Origin of the sequence: Clostridium sp. (genome assembly GCF_029267215.1) — a bacterium.
Taxonomy (GTDB): domain Bacteria; phylum Bacillota; class Clostridia; order Clostridiales; family Clostridiaceae; genus Sarcina.
Genome location: NZ_JARIDH010000044.1, coordinates 104,516 through 121,418 on the forward strand (window position 1 = coordinate 104,516; position 16,903 = coordinate 121,418).

Here is a 16,903-nt window from a genome sequence, read left to right on the forward strand (position 1 = left end):
CATCAAATTATTATATATTTATATAAATTTTTAGAGTTTAATTTTAAGAACCTAAAATTAATTTTTAGAATAGAATATACTATTGGAGTGATAAATTATGAATAATACTAATAATTATAGAAAGCTGTTTATCGGCATTGATGATGAAATAACTATTTGTAATGGTAAGAAATTTGTTCCTATAAATTTAGATAATGGAGCAACTACACCTTCCTTAAAAGAATGTATGAAATGTGTTTCTGATATGCTTTATGTTTATGGTTCTATTGGAAGAGGTAAAGGATATAAAGCTAAGTTTTGTAATGAATTTTATGAAAGTTCAAGAAAAAAGGTTTTAAAGTTTTTTAATGTTAAAAATACAGAAGATTACACAGTAATTTATGTTAAAAATGCAACTGAGGGATTAAATTTATTAGCTAAAGCCTTAGGTAATAAGAAAGAATATATTATAAGTACTAGAATGGAACATCATGCTAATGATTTACCTTGGAGAATTAGTAGTAATGTTATATATATAGATGTAGATGAAAAAGGATTTTTAAACAAAGAAAAAGTAGAGCATATCATAAGAAAAAATAGAGGAAAAGCTAAGTATATAACAATAACAGGGGCATCCAATGTTACTGGATATTTAAATCCAATTAATGAAATTGCAAAAATTGCTCATGAAAATGGAATGAAGATAATAGTTGATGCTGCGCAGTTAGTAGCACATAAAAAAATAAATATGAATGGAAATGAAAAGGATGATTATATAGATTTTCTTGTTTTTTCTGCTCATAAGATGTATGCGCCTTTTGGTTGTGGAGTAATAGTTGCAAGAAAAGAATGTATTGAAGATAAGGAGCCACTATTAAGAGGTGGAGGAGCAGTTGATTTAGTTTCTGATAATAAGGTATATTTAGATACTGAACCTGAAAGATTTGAAGCTGGAACACCTAATATAATAGGAGTTTGTGCTTTATTATCTTCCATAAGAATAATAAGTTCAATTGGATTTCAGAAAATTGAAGAAGAAGAGGAGAAACTTAAAAATTATTTGTTATATGGTTTAGAAAATATGCCTGACATAATAACATATGGAGATTCAAAGTGCAAGGATAGAATTGGAATTGCTATTTTTAATGTTAAAGATATACATCATGATATAATAGCTGAAAGGTTAGCAAATTTAAGAGGAATAGCAATTAGAAATGGAACCTTTTGTGCTCATCCATATGCTAGAAGACTTTTAAATATAAAAGATGAAGAATTTTGTAAATACGCCTATAGTGATAAAAAAAGACCAGGAATGCTTAGAGCTAGTTTAGGTCTTTATAATAGTAAAGAAGAAGTAGATGAGTTTTTAAATACTTTAGAAATAGTAAAAAGCAAAGATTTTAAATTTTAATAATAAGGTTCATATTATTATTTACAAGTTAATAGTTAGTTTATAAATTTAAAAAGACATGCTATTGCATGTCTTTTTTGTGGGTAAATTAAGAAAAATATTAATTTGTTTTATAATACAAAACTATGATAAAGAGGAAGAGAATCTCTATCCTCAAAATCGCTTATTAAAGGTCTTAAATAATTTAAACCTTCCTCGGTAATATTATTGCCTTCTTTGTTAATCCATTCAGTAGGAAAGTATTTTATATTATTGGCTATTTTATCAGCTTCAACTAAGAAAGTAGAACTCTTATAAGGGAAAGAAGATTCTCTCTTAATTGAAATCATATATCCGCCATCTTGGTTTATAGAAGCTTCTAAAGCTGCTTTTCCAACCATAATAGCCTCTTTAATATCTATTTTTGATGATGAATGCATAGCACATCTTTGAAGAGTGCCAAGTTCTAGTGATTTCACTCTATTTGTTATACTTGCTTGTATTATTAAATTTTTTAAGTAATTACTTACACCACCTAATTGGGCATGACCAAAGGAATCCTTAGATGAGATTGTTTCAGTAATAAACTTTCCTTCTTCATTTCTTATTCCTTCAGAAACAACAATATAAACATGATTTTTTTCTTTATATATTCTAGCAACATCAATTAAAAACTGATGTACTGAAAATTTGCTTTCAGGTAAGTAAATTAAATCTGCACATTGTTCTCCATTTATATTAGCTAAAGCAGAAGAAGCTGCAAGCCAACCTGTATCTCTTCCCATAGTTTCAATAATAAATATACCATTGTTTGTATAAACCTTAGAATCTAAGAAAGTTTCTAAAACAGAAGTTGTTATAAATTTAGCTGCACTACCAAAACCTGGTGTATGGTCTGTGTACATTAAATCATTATCTATTGTTTTAGGAATTCCAAAAAATTTTATATTTATATTTTTAGCTTTAGCAAAAGCATTAAGCTTAGCTGTAGTATCCATTGAATCATTTCCACCAACATAGAAAAATGCTTTTATATCAAGAGAATTTAAAATTTCAAGAAGTTTTAAATATTCTTCTTCACTATCTTCTAATTTCTTTAATTTATATCTACAAGCTCCTAATCCAGAAGCAGGTGAATTTTTAAATCTTTCTAACTGAAGATCATCTAGCTCTGATAAGTTTATAATATTTTTATTTAATATACCTTCAATTCCATTTAATCCACCATAAACATTATTATATAAGTTAAGTTTTTTATTAGCTTTAAGTAACCCATAAACACTAGCGTTTATTACTGAAGTAGGCCCACCTGATTGAGCAATTATACAATTCATTTTAAAAAATCTCTCCTTTGTGTCATACAATTAATTAGTGTAAAAATAAATATGTTATACTAATTCATTAAATGTAATACTCTATTTATTAATATACACTAAATTTTATGATAAATAAACCTTTTTTATGAAAAAAAGAATAATTTTTAAAGGTTTTTTGTTGAATGAGCTATACTAAAAAGGAAATATATTTGAAAAGATGATTAATTAAATTTAATATGCTACACTATTTTGAATTCGACTAGCTTGAAAATAAGTTTTTTATGTTTAATTAAGTATGAAATTTAAAATATAAATTTTAATTTATAAATATAATAATTAATTTGTTTTGTTGTGTTATAATTTAACATAGTTATTTAAATATTTATTTAGGAGAATGTTATGGAAGTAAAAGAAATATTTAAAGCTAAGGGCATAAAAGTCACTAAGGCTAGAATTTTAATATACCAATTATTAAAAGAAACTGATAGAAGTATAACGGCTGATTATATATATGGTAATTGTACTGGAATAAATTTATCTACTGTTTATAGAACTTTAGAAATCTTTTTAGAAAAAGATTTAGTTGATAAATTTGAACTTGGAGATGGAAAGAGTTCCTATAATTTAAAAAAGAAAAACTTACATAAACATATTTTAGAATGTGATCTTTGTCATAAGGAAATTGAGGTTCCATGTCCTATGAGACAAATTGAAGAACTTCTTAGAAATCAAACTGGTTTTAAGATTAAAGAACATAATCTTACGCTAAAAGGTATATGTGAGCAATGTATAAAAGAGAATGAAAAATAATATAAATACAAATTATTAAATAAAACTTGGATAAAGTATTTACAAAAAAAGAATAAAGACGTATAATCATTAATAATAAATTAAAAACATTCCCCATATATTTCTGGAGATAGGGTCTAGATGTTTCTACGAGATAACCGTAAATATTCTCGCTATGGGTAAGTCGGACATATTAATGAACTTTAAGTTAGTATTGATTTACCTGTTTTGAATCAATACTAACTTTTTTCTTTACTTTTACTTAAAAAACGAATAATGAATATATTAAATTTGGAAGGAGAAACATATTGAATTTGATAGAGAAGGTTTTTAAATTAAAAGAAAATAAAACTAATGTAAAAACAGAAGTTATTGGAGGGTTAACAACATTCGTAACTTTTGCCTATGCATTATTAGTTATTCCAAACATACTTAAAATTGGAGGTATGAATTCATTAGGTATTAAAGGAGATGCGGCAGCCAATTTAACTATGGCTGGTGATCCAATAATATCATCAGCTTTTGCTTCTGTTTGTGTAGCAGCTGCCTTAGGAACATTAATAATGGCCTTTTATGCTAATTTACCATTTGTATTAGCACCAGGATTAGGATTAGTATCTTTCTTTTCCTATAATATTTGTATAAAACTTGGATTTTCATGGCAAGAAGGATTAGCAGCAGTATTCATATCAGGAGTATTATTTATAATTATTACGCTTACTTCAATAAGAGAAAAAATTGTACAAGCAATACCTGAAAATCTTAAATACGCCATTACAGCTGGAATAGGACTTTTCGTAGCATTAATTGGATTAAAAAGTGGAGGTATTGTAAAAGCAAATCCAGCAACATTAGTGGCTTTTGGAGATTTTACAGATAAATATGTCTTACTTACAATAATAGGACTTATAATAACATCAATTTTAGTAGCAAGAAGAATAACTGGTGGAATGCTTTTAGGAATAATAATAACAACAATAATAGGTATTCCAATGGGAGTTACTAATTTAACAGGAATGAAATTATTTTCATTACCTAATATAGGAAGTACGTTTTTTGCTATGGATTTAAAGGGTCTTTTAATAAGCAATGGAGATGGAGTTTTTGGAGCATTACTTACAATATTTATGGTTGTAATAACCTTAAGTTTAGTAGATCTATTTGATACAATAGGAACTTTAGTTGGAACAGCTCAAAGCTCAGGAATGATAGATGAAGATGGACAAGTCAAAAATTTAAGAAAAGCTTTAGCATCAGATGCAGTAGGCACAACACTTGCATCTTTATTAGGAACAACAACACTAGCAACGGTTGTTGAATCAGCGGCAGGTATATCAGCAGGAGCTAGAACAGGTCTTTCTAATGTAATAGTTAGTATATTATTAATAATTTCATTATTTTTTAGTGGATTAATAGGAATAGTTCCTCAAAGTGCCACTGCACCTGCTTTAATAATAGTTGGCGTTTTAATGATGGGAGCTATAACTGAGATTGATTTTAATGATTTTACTGAGGCTGTGCCGGCTTTCTTTACAATAGCTATGATGCCATTTACATATTCAATAGCTAATGGAATAGCTATTGGAATGATATTTTATCCTATAATGAAAGTAGTTACAGGAAAAGGAAAAGAAGTACATAAAGTTATATATATATTTGCAGTATTATTTATATTAAGATTTATATTAATGCCAGATTAATATAAAAAGTTATGAGGAGACTAGAAAAATTATTTTCTAGTTTTTTTATTTAAATTTAAGTTAATTTTGTATAAAATTACAAAAAATAATATATAGAGAAAATATTAATTAAATCTTAAATTTATCCATTGTTTAAAGAATAGATATTACTTAAAATGAGGGGCAAAGGGGTGAGGTTTATGATTAAACTTGAAAAAAAGAAAAATGGAAATATAACAATTGTAAATATTTATAATTTTATAAGAAAAACTGTTTATCCAAGTGGTGAATTTGTACAAGATGATTTTGAAACTGTAATAAAGGAAATAGAGCTTATTAAGCAATATGGATTTCCAGCAACCTATGCATTAAAACATGATGCCTTAATGGATGAAAATTTTGTGAAACTAATTAAAGATTCTGTAGATGATTATGATGAAGTTGGAGCTTGGTTTGAGATTACAGGAGAACTTTGTGAAAAAGCAGGAGTCACTTGGAAGGGGGAAACTCCTATTGATGATCATGTTCATAAGGGGTATTCATTAGGTTATTCTAAAGAGGATAGAAAAAAATTAGTTGATGCTTATATGAAAGATTTTAAAGAAATATTTGGTTATTATCCTAAAACTGTAGGTTCATGGGTTATGGATATAGTTACTTTAACTTATTTTAAAGAGAAGTATGGTGTTTTAGGGGCTGCAATGTGTAGAGATCAAATAGGAACTGATGGTTTCACACTTTGGGGAGGATATTTTACTAAAGCTTATTATCCAAGTAAATTAAATGAGTATGTTCCAGCACAGAGTGAAGAGATGCAATTAGATTTACCTATATTTAGACTTTTAGGACCAGATCCAATATATAATTTTGAGGATGGTTTAAGAAAAGAATTAAATGGAGTTCATACTTTAGAACCAGCTTGGATAATAGGCCAAAATAAGGAATGGGTACATTGGTTTTTTGAATGTTTAACTGATGAAGATGTATTAGGTTTTTCTTATGCACAGATTGGACAGGAAAATACTTATCTTTGGAATACAATGTACAAAGGGTATGAGGTTCAAATAGAATATTTATCAAAGTTAGATAAAGAAGGGAAAATAAGAGTTGAAACATTAAAAGAGAGTGCCCTTTGGTATAAGAATAAATATAGATTAACACCGCCTACTACATTTGGTGCAAAAAAAGATTGGAATTATTTTAATATGAAAACATTATGGTATAATAGTAGATTTTTTAGAACAAGTTTCTTATTTGAAAATAATTCCTTAGTAATAAGAGATCTACATCTTTTTGATGAAAAGTATGTATCTAGATATTATGATGGAGTTTTAAATAATAATGAGAGTGTTTTTGACACTCTTCCTTTAATGACTCCTCACTATTGGAGAAATGAAATTGAAGAAAGACCAGAAATAAGTATAGTTAAAGAGAAGAAAATAGGTGTATATGAAAAACTTAAGGGAGAAAACATGACATATAGAAAAAATGGAAATGATTCTTCTTTAATTCAATGGGAAGTAGATGGGCTAGGAAAAGTAGAAATATGTCTTAAGGAAGAAACTATTGCATTTAAATTTACAGGAGAGTTAAAAGAGAAAGGAATGCTTTGCATAAATACATTACCTGTTCTTAAGGAATTAAATTCAAAAGGATTAATTTGTAAACATAATAATTTTGAATATGGAGTTTCGTTATTAAAGGGAGAATTTTCTTTAGATGAAAATTTTAAGGTTATATTAAAACCAGAAGAGGGAGAAATAATATTAAATTTAAACACTACAAAGGTTGAAAATGAAGTGGAAAAATTTCTTAGAAAAGATGAATCTTTTGATGAGAAGTTAGGTGATTATTATATTCCAAAATATAAAAGAACAAATCAAAAATCAAGAGTGAAATTAAGAGCTTTTAGACCAATAGTAAATATTGATACTATGCTCTTTGATAAACCATTTAAGGAGGAGATACTTTTAGGGAAAAGATGTAAAGATGGAGAGATAAGATATACATTAGATGGAACAGAACCTACTGAAGACTCTACTTTATATAAAGGGCCAATAGAAATAAGTGATTCTACATTTTTAAAAGCCAAGGTATTTAAAGAGGGGTACAAACCAAGTGATACTGTTGAAAGTAGAATATATTATACTATTAAAATAAAAGATATTAAAGGGTTAACAGAGCCTACAAATCATCCTCTTTATAATAAAAATGGAGTTTATGACTTAATAGACGGTAAAAAAGGAAGTAAACATTATACTGATGGAAATTGGCTTGGATATAGAAGAGATATGGTTGTTATTGTTGATTTAGGAGAAGTGAAAGAAATAAAAGAGGTTATGGCTGGTTTCTTACAAGATACAAGAGCTTGGATTTACTATCCTAAACGTATTGAATGTTACTATTCTTTAGATGGAGAAAATTTTGAACTTATGGGTAAAAACATAAGAGATATTAATGAAAAGAGAGTAGAAATAGGAAAAATAGATTTATTGATTAGTAAAAAAATTAAAGCTAGATATATTAAAGTATTTGCAGAAAATGAAGGAATGTGTCCTTCATGGAGTATTAATCCAGGGGAAGGGCCAACATTTATGTTTATTGACCAAATAACAGTAAGATAAAATTATTAAATATAAAAAAGCTATGAGGCAGAAGAAATTAGTCTACTCATAGCTTTTGTTTTTTATATTAAAGTTTCTTATGATTTATTATTAATGACAATATAAGAACTACAACAGATGTAAGTGCAATTGTACCACCAGGTGCAAAGTCTAATAATGATGAAATTAAAAGTCCGCCTAAAACATCTATAATTCCTATAATTATTGAAATAACAAGTGATTTTGAAAATCCTTTTTTAAATTGCATTGAAGTTGCAGCTGGCATAACTATTATTGAAGAAATAACTAGTATTCCCATAACTCTAATTGAAACTGAAATTGTAGCACCAACTATTATTGTGAAAACATAGTTTATAAGTTTTGTATTAATACCAGAAACTCTTGCTCCCTCTTCATCAAATGTTGTATAAACTAATTTGTTATATAAAGAAAATATTCCTATAAGACAAAGGATTGAAACAACTGCAATTATAATTAAATCACTTTTTGTAACTGTAAGTATGCTTCCAAAGAGAAAAGAGTTTACAGTTGTACTTGCTTTTCCTGTACTTACAAGTATTAAGGCTAAACCTAAACTAAAAGTAAGTATTATTGACATTGATAATTCAGCGTATTTTTTGTAATAATTTCTTAAAATTTCTATAAGTAGCGCGCAAATTGTTGTGAATACAAATGCACTTAAAAGTGGATTGAATCCAAATACTAAACCTATGGCAACACCAGCAAAGGATGAGTGAGAAAGGGTATCCCCTATCATTGAGTATCTTTTTAATACTAAGAATAATCCTATACAAGGACAAAGTATAGATATTATAAATCCAGCAATAAAGGCGTTACGAATAAAGTCTAGTTGAAATAAAGTTTGAAGATTAGCTAACATTTTTTAGTTACCCTTTCTATTTAATTTTATTTTATCAAGTTTTTCTACGAAATCCTCAGTTTTGAAAAGAGTAGCTGAGGAATTTTTAAGTTCTAATATATAAGAAGAATATCTTATAGATTTTTCAATGTTATGTTCAACACAAATAATAGTCATATCCTTCTTTTTATTTAATTTGTATATTAAGTCATAAATATCTTTTTGAGTTTTTTCATCTATACCTGTTGATGGTTCATCTAGAATTAGGATATTTGGATGTCCAATTAATGCCCTAGCAATAAAAATTCTCTGTTGTTGACCACCAGATAGTGAACCTATAAGATTATTCTTAAATTCTAACATATTTACAGCTTTTAAAACCCTATCTATTTCAGTTTTATCTTTTATTTTTAATGTTTTTAGATGGATTTTTAAAACCTCTAACACAGTAATTGAAAATTGTGAGTTGAAGTTATCAACCTTTTGAGGTACATATCCAACACTATTTAAATTTATTTCTATATTCCCTTCAATTGGTTTTAGGTATCCTAAAAGAAGTTTTAAAAGAGTAGTTTTTGAACTACCATTTTCTCCTATTATGGATATAAACTCGTTTTCTGGTAAAGATAAGTTTATATTATTAAGCTGATATGGCTTAGAACCGCTATAGGAAAAGCATAGATTGTTTATATTTATCAAATTGTATCACTCCTAGTATAATTCTAAAATAGATTATACATTGAAAAGTAAGTAAGTGCAAATAATTTGCATTCTAAGTTAAGGGGATAATCTCCTTTAAATCCCAAAGAGAATTTTCTCTCCTTTGAAAGTAGGCATTACAAGTAATAGATTCATGAGGTTTTTCATAAGTTAGTCCACTTATTTTAACTATGGCAAATTCATCATCTAAAAATGATAATTCAAAGTTATGAATTGTTAATAGGCTATTTTCTACATTTCCTTTAGTTGTTAGGTGTTCAGTTGCAAAATAAAGATCTTTACATTTTTCTCTAATATATATTTTTTTAAATGTAAAAATACAAGAAAAAATTAAAATGAAAAATGCAAATATAAGAAAAGAAATACGTCTAATCACAAACTTATTCATAAAATCCTCCTTAGAAATTAATTATAGGAATATATTACCAAATATTCTTTGGATAATAAAGTATAAATAATGTATATATTATTTAAGAAGTAATATATACTTGAAAATAAAAATAGAAAATTTATAATTAGTATATATGACAAAACAGGAAAGGATGATATAGTATGGATTTTTCTTCATTAGTTATAATGGAAAAAGATAAGGAAACAGGAGCTATAAAGGGCAATTTAGGAAGTTATTCAGTAGGAGACGGAGCTAACTATGTAAGAAAACTTTATTGTATAGATGGAGATGTTAGTTTAGTCTTTGATACAGATAAAGATGTTTTAGAATGGGAATTTTCAGCAATATATGATTTATTTAATTTAGAGGTTCTTACTTCACTAGGATATAAAGTAGAGGAAGATGATGAAGAATATAATCCAACTTGGATAGTTAACTTTAAGTTTGATGAGGAACATGAAGAAATGAGAGCAGTTATAAATGAAATCTGCAAAATAGTAAATGATGAAATGAATAAAGTTTTTGAAAAGATAAAGGGTAAAGAAGAGGAATATAAGTAATTAAATATATATTGAAAGGAGAATTTAAAATGAATGAGGTTAAAAAACTAAGAACAAGAGAAGAAATTCCTATGGAATATAAGTGGAGAATAGATAAAATTTATAAGGATTCAGAGGCTTGGGATGAGGATTTAAAAGACATTAAAAAAGAAGCCAAAGCTTTAAAAGACTTTGAAGGAAAACTAAATCATAAGAATAGTTTAAAAGACTTTCTTAAATTAAATGAAAAACTAAGTAGAAAATTAGGAAAACTTTATGTTTATGCTCATATGAGAAGTCATGAGGATACAGGAAATACTGATATGCAATCTTTAGTTAATAAGATTGATCCATTTTCAGCTGAATTTTCAAGTTATACAGCTTATTTTGTGCCTGAGATATTAAGTTTAGAAGATGGATTAATAGAAAGATTTATAAAAGAAGATAAGGATTTAGAAAAGTATAAAATATACTTTGAAATGATATTAAATGAGAAGCCTCATGTATTATCAAAGGAAGTTGAGGGAGTTTTAGCTTCAGTATCAGATTGTTTAGGTGCTGCCGAAAGTATTTATTCAATGCTTACTAATGCAGATATGACATTTGGAGAAATTACTGATGAAAATGGAAATAAGGTTGACCTTACAGAGGGAAATTATAGTTCTTTCATAAAAAGCAAGAATAGAGGAGTAAGAGAGGAAGCTTTCAAACTTTTATTTGGAACCTATAAAAAGTATGAAAATACTTTAGCTACAAGTTTAACAAGTTCAATAAAAAATCTTGTCTTTGAAAGTAAAATAAGAAAATATAATAGTTCTTTAGAGGCTTCTTTAAAACCTAACAATATACCAGTTGAAGTTTATAAGAATGCATTAAAAACTGCTGATGAGAATTTAGATGCTCTTCATAGATATGTAAGAATAAAGAAAAAGTTATTAAACTTAGATGAAATTCACATGTATGATTTATATGTTCCAGTTATAGATGCTAAAAAAGAACATTTAGAATATGAGGATGCTGTTAATTTAGTTAAAATTGGACTAAAACCTTTAGGAAAAGAGTATTTAGACATATTTAATGAAGGAATAAACTCAGGATGGGTAGATGTTTACCAAAATAAAGGTAAAAGAGGAGGAGCATATTCATGGGGTTCATATGATACTATGCCATATGTACTTTTAAACTACAATTATGAATTAAATGATGCTTCTACTTTAGCTCATGAAATGGGCCACTCAATTCACTCTTATTATACAAGAAAGAATCAACCTTATGTATATGGAGATTATAGTCTTTTCTGTGCAGAGGTTGCATCTACAACTAATGAAATATTACTTATTCATCATTTAATAGAAAATGAAGAGGATAAGAATAAGAAGTTATACTTAATAAATCAAGAATTAGAACAAATAAGAACCACTGTATTTAGACAGCTTATGTTTGCAGAATTTGAACTTAGAACACATGAAGCCATTGAAAATGGAGATTCTTTAACTTCAGAGAATTTATGCAATATATGGATGGATATAAATAAGAAATATTTTGGAAAAGATATGGTTGTTGATGAAGAAATAGCAATAGAATGGGCAAGAATTCCTCATTTCTATTCAGATTTCTATGTTTATCAATATGCAACAGGATATGCAGCGGCTGCATCTTTTGCAAATTCAATCCTTTCAGAAGGAGAAAAAGCTGTTGAAAAATATAAAGGTTTCTTAAAAGCTGGTGGTTCAATGTATCCAATAGATACATTAAAGATGGCAGGGGTTGATATGACAACAGCTAAACCACTTAATGATACCTTTGAAAGATTTAATGAACTTTTAGATATGTTAGAGAAAATAATTTAGAAAAATGAGGATAGGCTATGAGTAAGTTTGAACAGGACTATTTTAACCTGCTTATAAATGAAAGTGGGTTTTATGTAGAAGAACTTAAAGGCAAAGATGATAAAGAATTATGGATAGCCATAAAAACAGTAGATAATGATGGAAAATATGCAGTAATAATATCTAAATCCACTGAGGAGGAAGAAAACTTTACTATAGCAGATGAATATTTAAAGAGTTTAAATAAGGAATACTCTCTTCATAATATAATCCTTTATAAAGAATATGAGGATGAAAAAGAGCGTGAAGAAGATTTTCATGTAGATAAGAATTATCATAGAATAGTAGTTGATGTTAAGGGAAAGATGGTTATTAAAAGTGATAATGCCTCATATCCTTTGGTAAAAAGATTGATGGTTATTCTAAGTAAACAGGAAGAGCCTATAGTGCCTTGGTATAAAAGATTAAGATGTGGAAAGGCAACTTCAATTCTTATAGGATTAAATGTATTGGCTTTCATAGCAACTCTTATTTTAGCTACAGTTTTAACAGGTAGATTTTTGGATAATTTAATAGAGATTCATCCAGAAGTTTTATATCTTATGGGTGCAAAACATAATAGAGCTATTTTATTAGGAGGTCAATATTATAGGCTTGTGACATCAATGTTTTTACATGGTGGAATATTACATCTTCTATTTAATATGTATGCCTTATATATTTTAGGAGATTTAGTTGAAAAAATATATGGAGTTAAAAAATACCTGCTAATTTATTTTATTTCAGGAATAACAGCTAGTATATTTAGTCTATATTTATCACCATTAATGAGCGTTGGGGCATCAGGGGCTATATTTGGTCTTTTAGGAGCTGTTTTAGTATTTGCTTATTATGAGAAAGAAAGAATAGGTAAAGCTTTAATAACTAATTTAATTGTTATAATATTATTAAACGTAGTTATTGGATTTAGTTTACCAAGTATAGATATATCAGCTCACTTAGGTGGATTCTTAGCAGGTATTATCTTAGGGATATTTTTCACAAAGTATAGAATAGTAAAAAAACTTAATAATTAAATACAAATAATAAAAAACAAGAAATCCTCTGCCAAATACTTGACAGAGGATTTTTTATATATATTAGTTATTAGGTAATTAAAAGTTATAAATTTTTAAGAAAACAAGTATTATAAAATATAAGTTTTAAGAAATTATATGAATTTTTCTAATACGAGTTGTGAATAAATGGTCTTTAAAATTAGAATTAAATAATATATACTAAAAGATGGTTAACTATGAATAAATAAGGGGAGAGTATTTTGCAAATTTCAAATATAGATGTAAAATTAAGCGGCAATGATTTAATGAGTTTTATTAATGATTTTGTGAAAATTGAAGGATTAGAAATAAAAAGTTTAAAAATAAATAACAAGATAGAGGTAGAAGGGGTATTTAGAAAAGTATTAGCCTTAGGGTTTAAAGGAACTTTGGAAATTTTAGGGGTGGAAGAGGAGAATATAGCTATAAGGTTTTCAAAGGCTAAGCTTATGAGTGTTGGAATTTTAAAACCTTTTAGAAAAATAGGACTTAAGATTGCATTAAAAGGTTTTAAAGAGCAAGGGATTTTAGTTAAGGAAGATAAGATTTTAATAAATTATAAAAAAATATTAGGAAAAATACCATTTTTAAATTTAAATTTCAATGAATTATTTATTGAAGGAGAAGTTTTAAGAGTTGGTGTTAAGGAAGTAAATGTAGAACTTTCAAAGGTTAAAGAACCAGCTTTAGAAATAGAAGTAAGAGAAGAAATTGAACAGGAAGAAAAATCAGACGACTATATAATGAGTATAAATGTAGAAAAAGTTCAGGATATGTACACAAATGGTAGAGAATATGTGGTTAATCATATTCCAGAGAAAGCACAAGATTATAAAGATTATATAATGTTTGTTCCAGATATTATAGCTTTGATTTTTAGGATTTTAAAAGATAAAAGGGTACCAATGAAAACAAAAGCTGTTGTAGGAGCATCCTTAGCTTATGTAAGTTGTCCATTTGATGTTCTTCCAGATAAAATACCATTTATAGGTGCCTTAGATGATATAAGTATTATATTCTTTGCTCTAAATAGAATAATAAATGATATTGATATAGATATAATACTTGAAAACTGGCAAGGAAAAAATGAATTTGTTGTTATACTTAGAAAATCAGTAGACTTTTTAAGTGGATTTACAGGAGCAAATAATTTAGATAATATATATGAAGTTATAGATACTATGACGGATTAAAGGAGAAAAAAATGGCAAAAAAATATTACGCTATAGCAAAGGGAAAATCAGGAGAACCAAAAATAGTTTTAACTTGGCCTGAATGTCAAAAAGAAGTTATTGGATGTAAGGGAGCTAAATATAAAAGTTTTCAATCAAGAGAGGAAGCTGAAAAATTTATAGCGCTTCATTTAGGTGGTGGAGAAATAGCTTGTAATGAAGTAAAAGGAAATGAAGAAGATATAAATGATGATAGAATTTATATATATGTAGATGGAAGTTTCATGGTACACAAAGGAAATTATTCTTATGGATTTTTAGTGGTTAAAAATAATGAAATATTATTTGAGAAAAATGGAATTGGGAATGAGGAAGAGGCCATAGCTTTAAGAAATGTATCAGGTGAGGTTGAAGGGGCTATGAAAGCCACAGAATATGCAATATCAAAAGGATATAAAGATATTGTTCTTTGTTATGATTATCAAGGAATAGAAAGTTGGGCCTTAGGAACTTGGAAGAGAAATAATAAAATAACTCAAAATTATCATGCTTTTATGCAAGAAAAATTTAATGAAATAAATATTATTTTCAAAAAAATAAAAGGACATTCTGGAAATAAATTTAATGATAGAGCAGATATACTTGCTAAAAATGCATTAGAAAGTATTTAATGCTATGAATTACCTCTTATAAAATAAGATATATTTAGCCAAACTAACTATGAAATTATTATTATAAAGAGGTGATTATTATGGGAAATAAATTAATTTCAACATTAGCAGCAGGTATGATAGGTGCAGCTGTAGGAGTAATGATTACACCAAATTTAGACAGAAGAACTCAAAAAGCCATTAAAAAAGCTAGTAAAAGAATGATGAATGCAGCTAATTGTCAAATGGAATGGATGAAGTAATAAAAAGACGGTCAAAAGACCGTCTTTTTATTTTTTTGTATATTTATAGAAATTTTTTTGAACTATGGAGAATTTTTCAAATATAATATATAATAATTTTAAAGAATATGTGTAGAGACTTAAAAATTAATAACTTGAACTATAAATTTTTAAGTAAGTTATCAAAAAAGTTAAAAAATACACAAAGTTAAGTATGTTTTTACAAAAATAATTAATAATTGACATGAAAACCTAAATTTATGGTATAATTTAATTGGTTATAGATGTTAAAATAATAACAGTAAGAGGATGATTTAAGCTATGGAAATATTATCATTGGGAGAAAAAATTAAAAGAAGAAGAAAAGAACTTAATATGACTCTTAAGGAATTAGCAGGTGAAAGAATAACCCCAGGACAAATAAGTCTTGTTGAGTCAGGTAGATCTAATCCCTCTATGGACCTTTTAGAGTATATTGCAACAACATTAAACACTTCAGTGGAATATTTAATGGAAACTGAAAAAACTCAAGCAGAAAAGATATGCTTATATTATGAACAAATAGCTGAGGGATCTATTTTAAACGGTGATATTAAAAAGGGTGAAAAATTTATAGAGTACGCAATATATTATGCTGATAAGTATGATTTAACATACAGAAAAGCTAAGAATTTAGCTTTGAAAGCAGAAATCTTTTTAAAGAATGAGGAATACGTTTTAGCACAGCAATATTTCCTTTCTGCAAATATGTTGTTTTTACAAATAAACAGTAATATAGATATGGTCAAAACATATTTAAATATTGCTAAAATAAGCATACATTCAAAAGCTTATTATTCAGCTAATTCATATTTAAGAGAAGCTGAAAAAATATATACAAGCAATAAATTAACGGAAGATTTATTATTAGGAGAAATATATTATTTAATATCAAAAACATATTTCTTCATTGAAAATATGCAAAAAGCAATAAGTTTTGCATTTTTAGCAAAAAGTGAGTTTGAAAAAGTTTATAATAAGAAGGCTTATGCAAAGAGTTTAGAATTACTTGCAGAGGAACATGCTAAGGTTGGAGATTTAGAAAGTGCCATAGCATATTCAAAACAAAGCTTAAATGTTTATAAAGAATTAGAACAATTAGAAAAGATTGGATCAATTGAGGATTCTTTAGGAAAATTATTTTTTGAATTTGATAATATAGAGGAATCTTTTGAGCATTATAATAGAGCTATAAAAATTAGAGAAGAAAATATTGACTCTAAACTTTTAGATACTTTGTTTAATTTATGTGAAAACCACATTAAGACTAAAAATATGGTTAAGTGTATAGAAGTACTTAATGAAATAAAGAATAAGCTAAATGTAAGTGATGTAGAAAGACTTATTGATTATAAGATATTAACTTTTAGAATTGAAGTACTACAAAACAATTTAAAAGAAGCAGAGAGTATATTATTAGATACACTTGAAATTGCAAAGAGAAATGACATGAAGAAGAAAGAAGCAGACATATCAATAAGGCTAGGTAAGTTTTATTTAGAACTTAAGAGAGATTATGAAGCTGCTAAATATTTAGATAATGGAATTAACAATTTGAAAAATTTAGGTGTAATTAAAAGTTAAGGTA

General features: G+C 27.0%; 15 protein-coding genes and 1 riboswitch. Of the genes, 11 read left to right on the plus strand and 4 right to left on the minus strand.

The annotated features are described in order from the left end of the window. The first annotated feature begins 97 nt into the window (after positions 1 to 97). Positions 98 to 1,390 carry an aminotransferase class V-fold PLP-dependent enzyme gene (locus Q1K13_RS08530; protein WP_300349536.1) on the plus strand — a complete coding sequence of 431 codons (1,293 nt, stop codon included), beginning with the start codon at positions 98 to 100 and terminating at the stop codon, positions 1,388 to 1,390. 110 nt (positions 1,391 to 1,500) lie between these two features. Here Q1K13_RS08530 and Q1K13_RS08535 read toward each other — a convergent pair whose 3' ends face one another. After that, the gene (locus Q1K13_RS08535; protein ID WP_300349539.1) at positions 1,501 to 2,703 is read right to left on the minus strand and encodes a 6-phosphofructokinase; all 1,203 of its coding nucleotides are present in this window, start codon (positions 2,701 to 2,703) and stop codon (positions 1,501 to 1,503) included. 381 nt (positions 2,704 to 3,084) lie between these two features. On the opposite strand from Q1K13_RS08535, the gene Q1K13_RS08540 reads away from it, so the two are divergent. The 3 genes from Q1K13_RS08540 (at position 3,085) to Q1K13_RS08550 (ending at position 7,777) form a co-directional block, all read left to right on the plus strand. After that, the gene (locus Q1K13_RS08540) at positions 3,085 to 3,495 is read left to right on the plus strand and encodes a Fur family transcriptional regulator (RefSeq protein WP_300349542.1); all 411 of its coding nucleotides are present in this window, start codon (positions 3,085 to 3,087) and stop codon (positions 3,493 to 3,495) included. A gap of 73 nt (positions 3,496 to 3,568) precedes the next feature. After that, positions 3,569 to 3,670, plus strand: a riboswitch (purine riboswitch). A 109-nt stretch (positions 3,671 to 3,779) separates the two neighbouring features. After that, positions 3,780 to 5,174 carry an NCS2 family permease gene (locus tag Q1K13_RS08545; RefSeq protein WP_300349768.1) on the plus strand — a complete coding sequence of 465 codons (1,395 nt, stop codon included), beginning with the start codon at positions 3,780 to 3,782 and terminating at the stop codon, positions 5,172 to 5,174. A 179-nt stretch (positions 5,175 to 5,353) separates the two neighbouring features. Next, complete coding sequence (locus Q1K13_RS08550; protein ID WP_300349544.1) at positions 5,354 to 7,777, plus strand: chitobiase/beta-hexosaminidase C-terminal domain-containing protein; 2,424 nt, start codon at positions 5,354 to 5,356, stop codon at positions 7,775 to 7,777. A 67-nt stretch (positions 7,778 to 7,844) separates the two neighbouring features. On the opposite strand, the gene Q1K13_RS08555 is transcribed toward Q1K13_RS08550, so the two are convergent. The 3 genes from Q1K13_RS08555 to Q1K13_RS08565 form a co-directional block, all read right to left on the minus strand. Then, complete coding sequence (locus Q1K13_RS08555; RefSeq protein WP_300349547.1) at positions 7,845 to 8,657, minus strand: metal ABC transporter permease; 813 nt, start codon at positions 8,655 to 8,657, stop codon at positions 7,845 to 7,847. Between the two features lie 3 nt (positions 8,658 to 8,660). Then, positions 8,661 to 9,335, minus strand: a complete 675-nt coding sequence (locus Q1K13_RS08560; RefSeq protein WP_300349549.1) for a metal ABC transporter ATP-binding protein — start codon at positions 9,333 to 9,335, stop codon at positions 8,661 to 8,663. Positions 9,336 to 9,408: 73 nt separating this feature from the next. Beyond that, positions 9,409 to 9,744, minus strand: a complete 336-nt coding sequence (locus tag Q1K13_RS08565; RefSeq protein WP_300349552.1) for a hypothetical protein — start codon at positions 9,742 to 9,744, stop codon at positions 9,409 to 9,411. A 164-nt stretch (positions 9,745 to 9,908) separates the two neighbouring features. Here Q1K13_RS08565 and Q1K13_RS08570 point away from each other — a divergent pair, with 164 nt between their 5' ends. From Q1K13_RS08570 to Q1K13_RS08600, 7 genes are all read left to right on the plus strand, one after another. After that, positions 9,909 to 10,307, plus strand: coding sequence for a DUF6762 family protein (locus Q1K13_RS08570; RefSeq protein WP_300349555.1), 399 nt, complete (start codon positions 9,909 to 9,911; stop codon positions 10,305 to 10,307). 29 nt (positions 10,308 to 10,336) lie between these two features. Beyond that, positions 10,337 to 12,136: an oligoendopeptidase F gene (gene pepF / locus Q1K13_RS08575; RefSeq protein ID WP_300349558.1), complete on the plus strand. Its 1,800-nt coding sequence runs from the start codon at positions 10,337 to 10,339 to the stop codon at positions 12,134 to 12,136. A gap of 17 nt (positions 12,137 to 12,153) precedes the next feature. Next, positions 12,154 to 13,191 carry a rhomboid family intramembrane serine protease gene (locus Q1K13_RS08580; RefSeq protein WP_300349560.1) on the plus strand — a complete coding sequence of 346 codons (1,038 nt, stop codon included), beginning with the start codon at positions 12,154 to 12,156 and terminating at the stop codon, positions 13,189 to 13,191. A 242-nt stretch (positions 13,192 to 13,433) separates the two neighbouring features. Next, on the plus strand, positions 13,434 to 14,405 hold the full coding sequence (locus Q1K13_RS08585) for a YkvA family protein (protein ID WP_300349562.1): 972 nt from the start codon (positions 13,434 to 13,436) through the stop codon (positions 14,403 to 14,405). Between the two features lie 11 nt (positions 14,406 to 14,416). Beyond that, on the plus strand, positions 14,417 to 15,055 hold the full coding sequence (locus Q1K13_RS08590; RefSeq protein WP_300349564.1) for a ribonuclease H1 domain-containing protein: 639 nt from the start codon (positions 14,417 to 14,419) through the stop codon (positions 15,053 to 15,055). Positions 15,056 to 15,135: 80 nt separating this feature from the next. After that, positions 15,136 to 15,297: a YtxH domain-containing protein gene (locus Q1K13_RS08595; RefSeq protein WP_300349566.1), complete on the plus strand. Its 162-nt coding sequence runs from the start codon at positions 15,136 to 15,138 to the stop codon at positions 15,295 to 15,297. Between the two features lie 300 nt (positions 15,298 to 15,597). Beyond that, positions 15,598 to 16,899, plus strand: a complete 1,302-nt coding sequence (locus Q1K13_RS08600; RefSeq protein ID WP_300349569.1) for a helix-turn-helix domain-containing protein — start codon at positions 15,598 to 15,600, stop codon at positions 16,897 to 16,899. Positions 16,900 to 16,903: the final 4 nt, after the last annotated feature.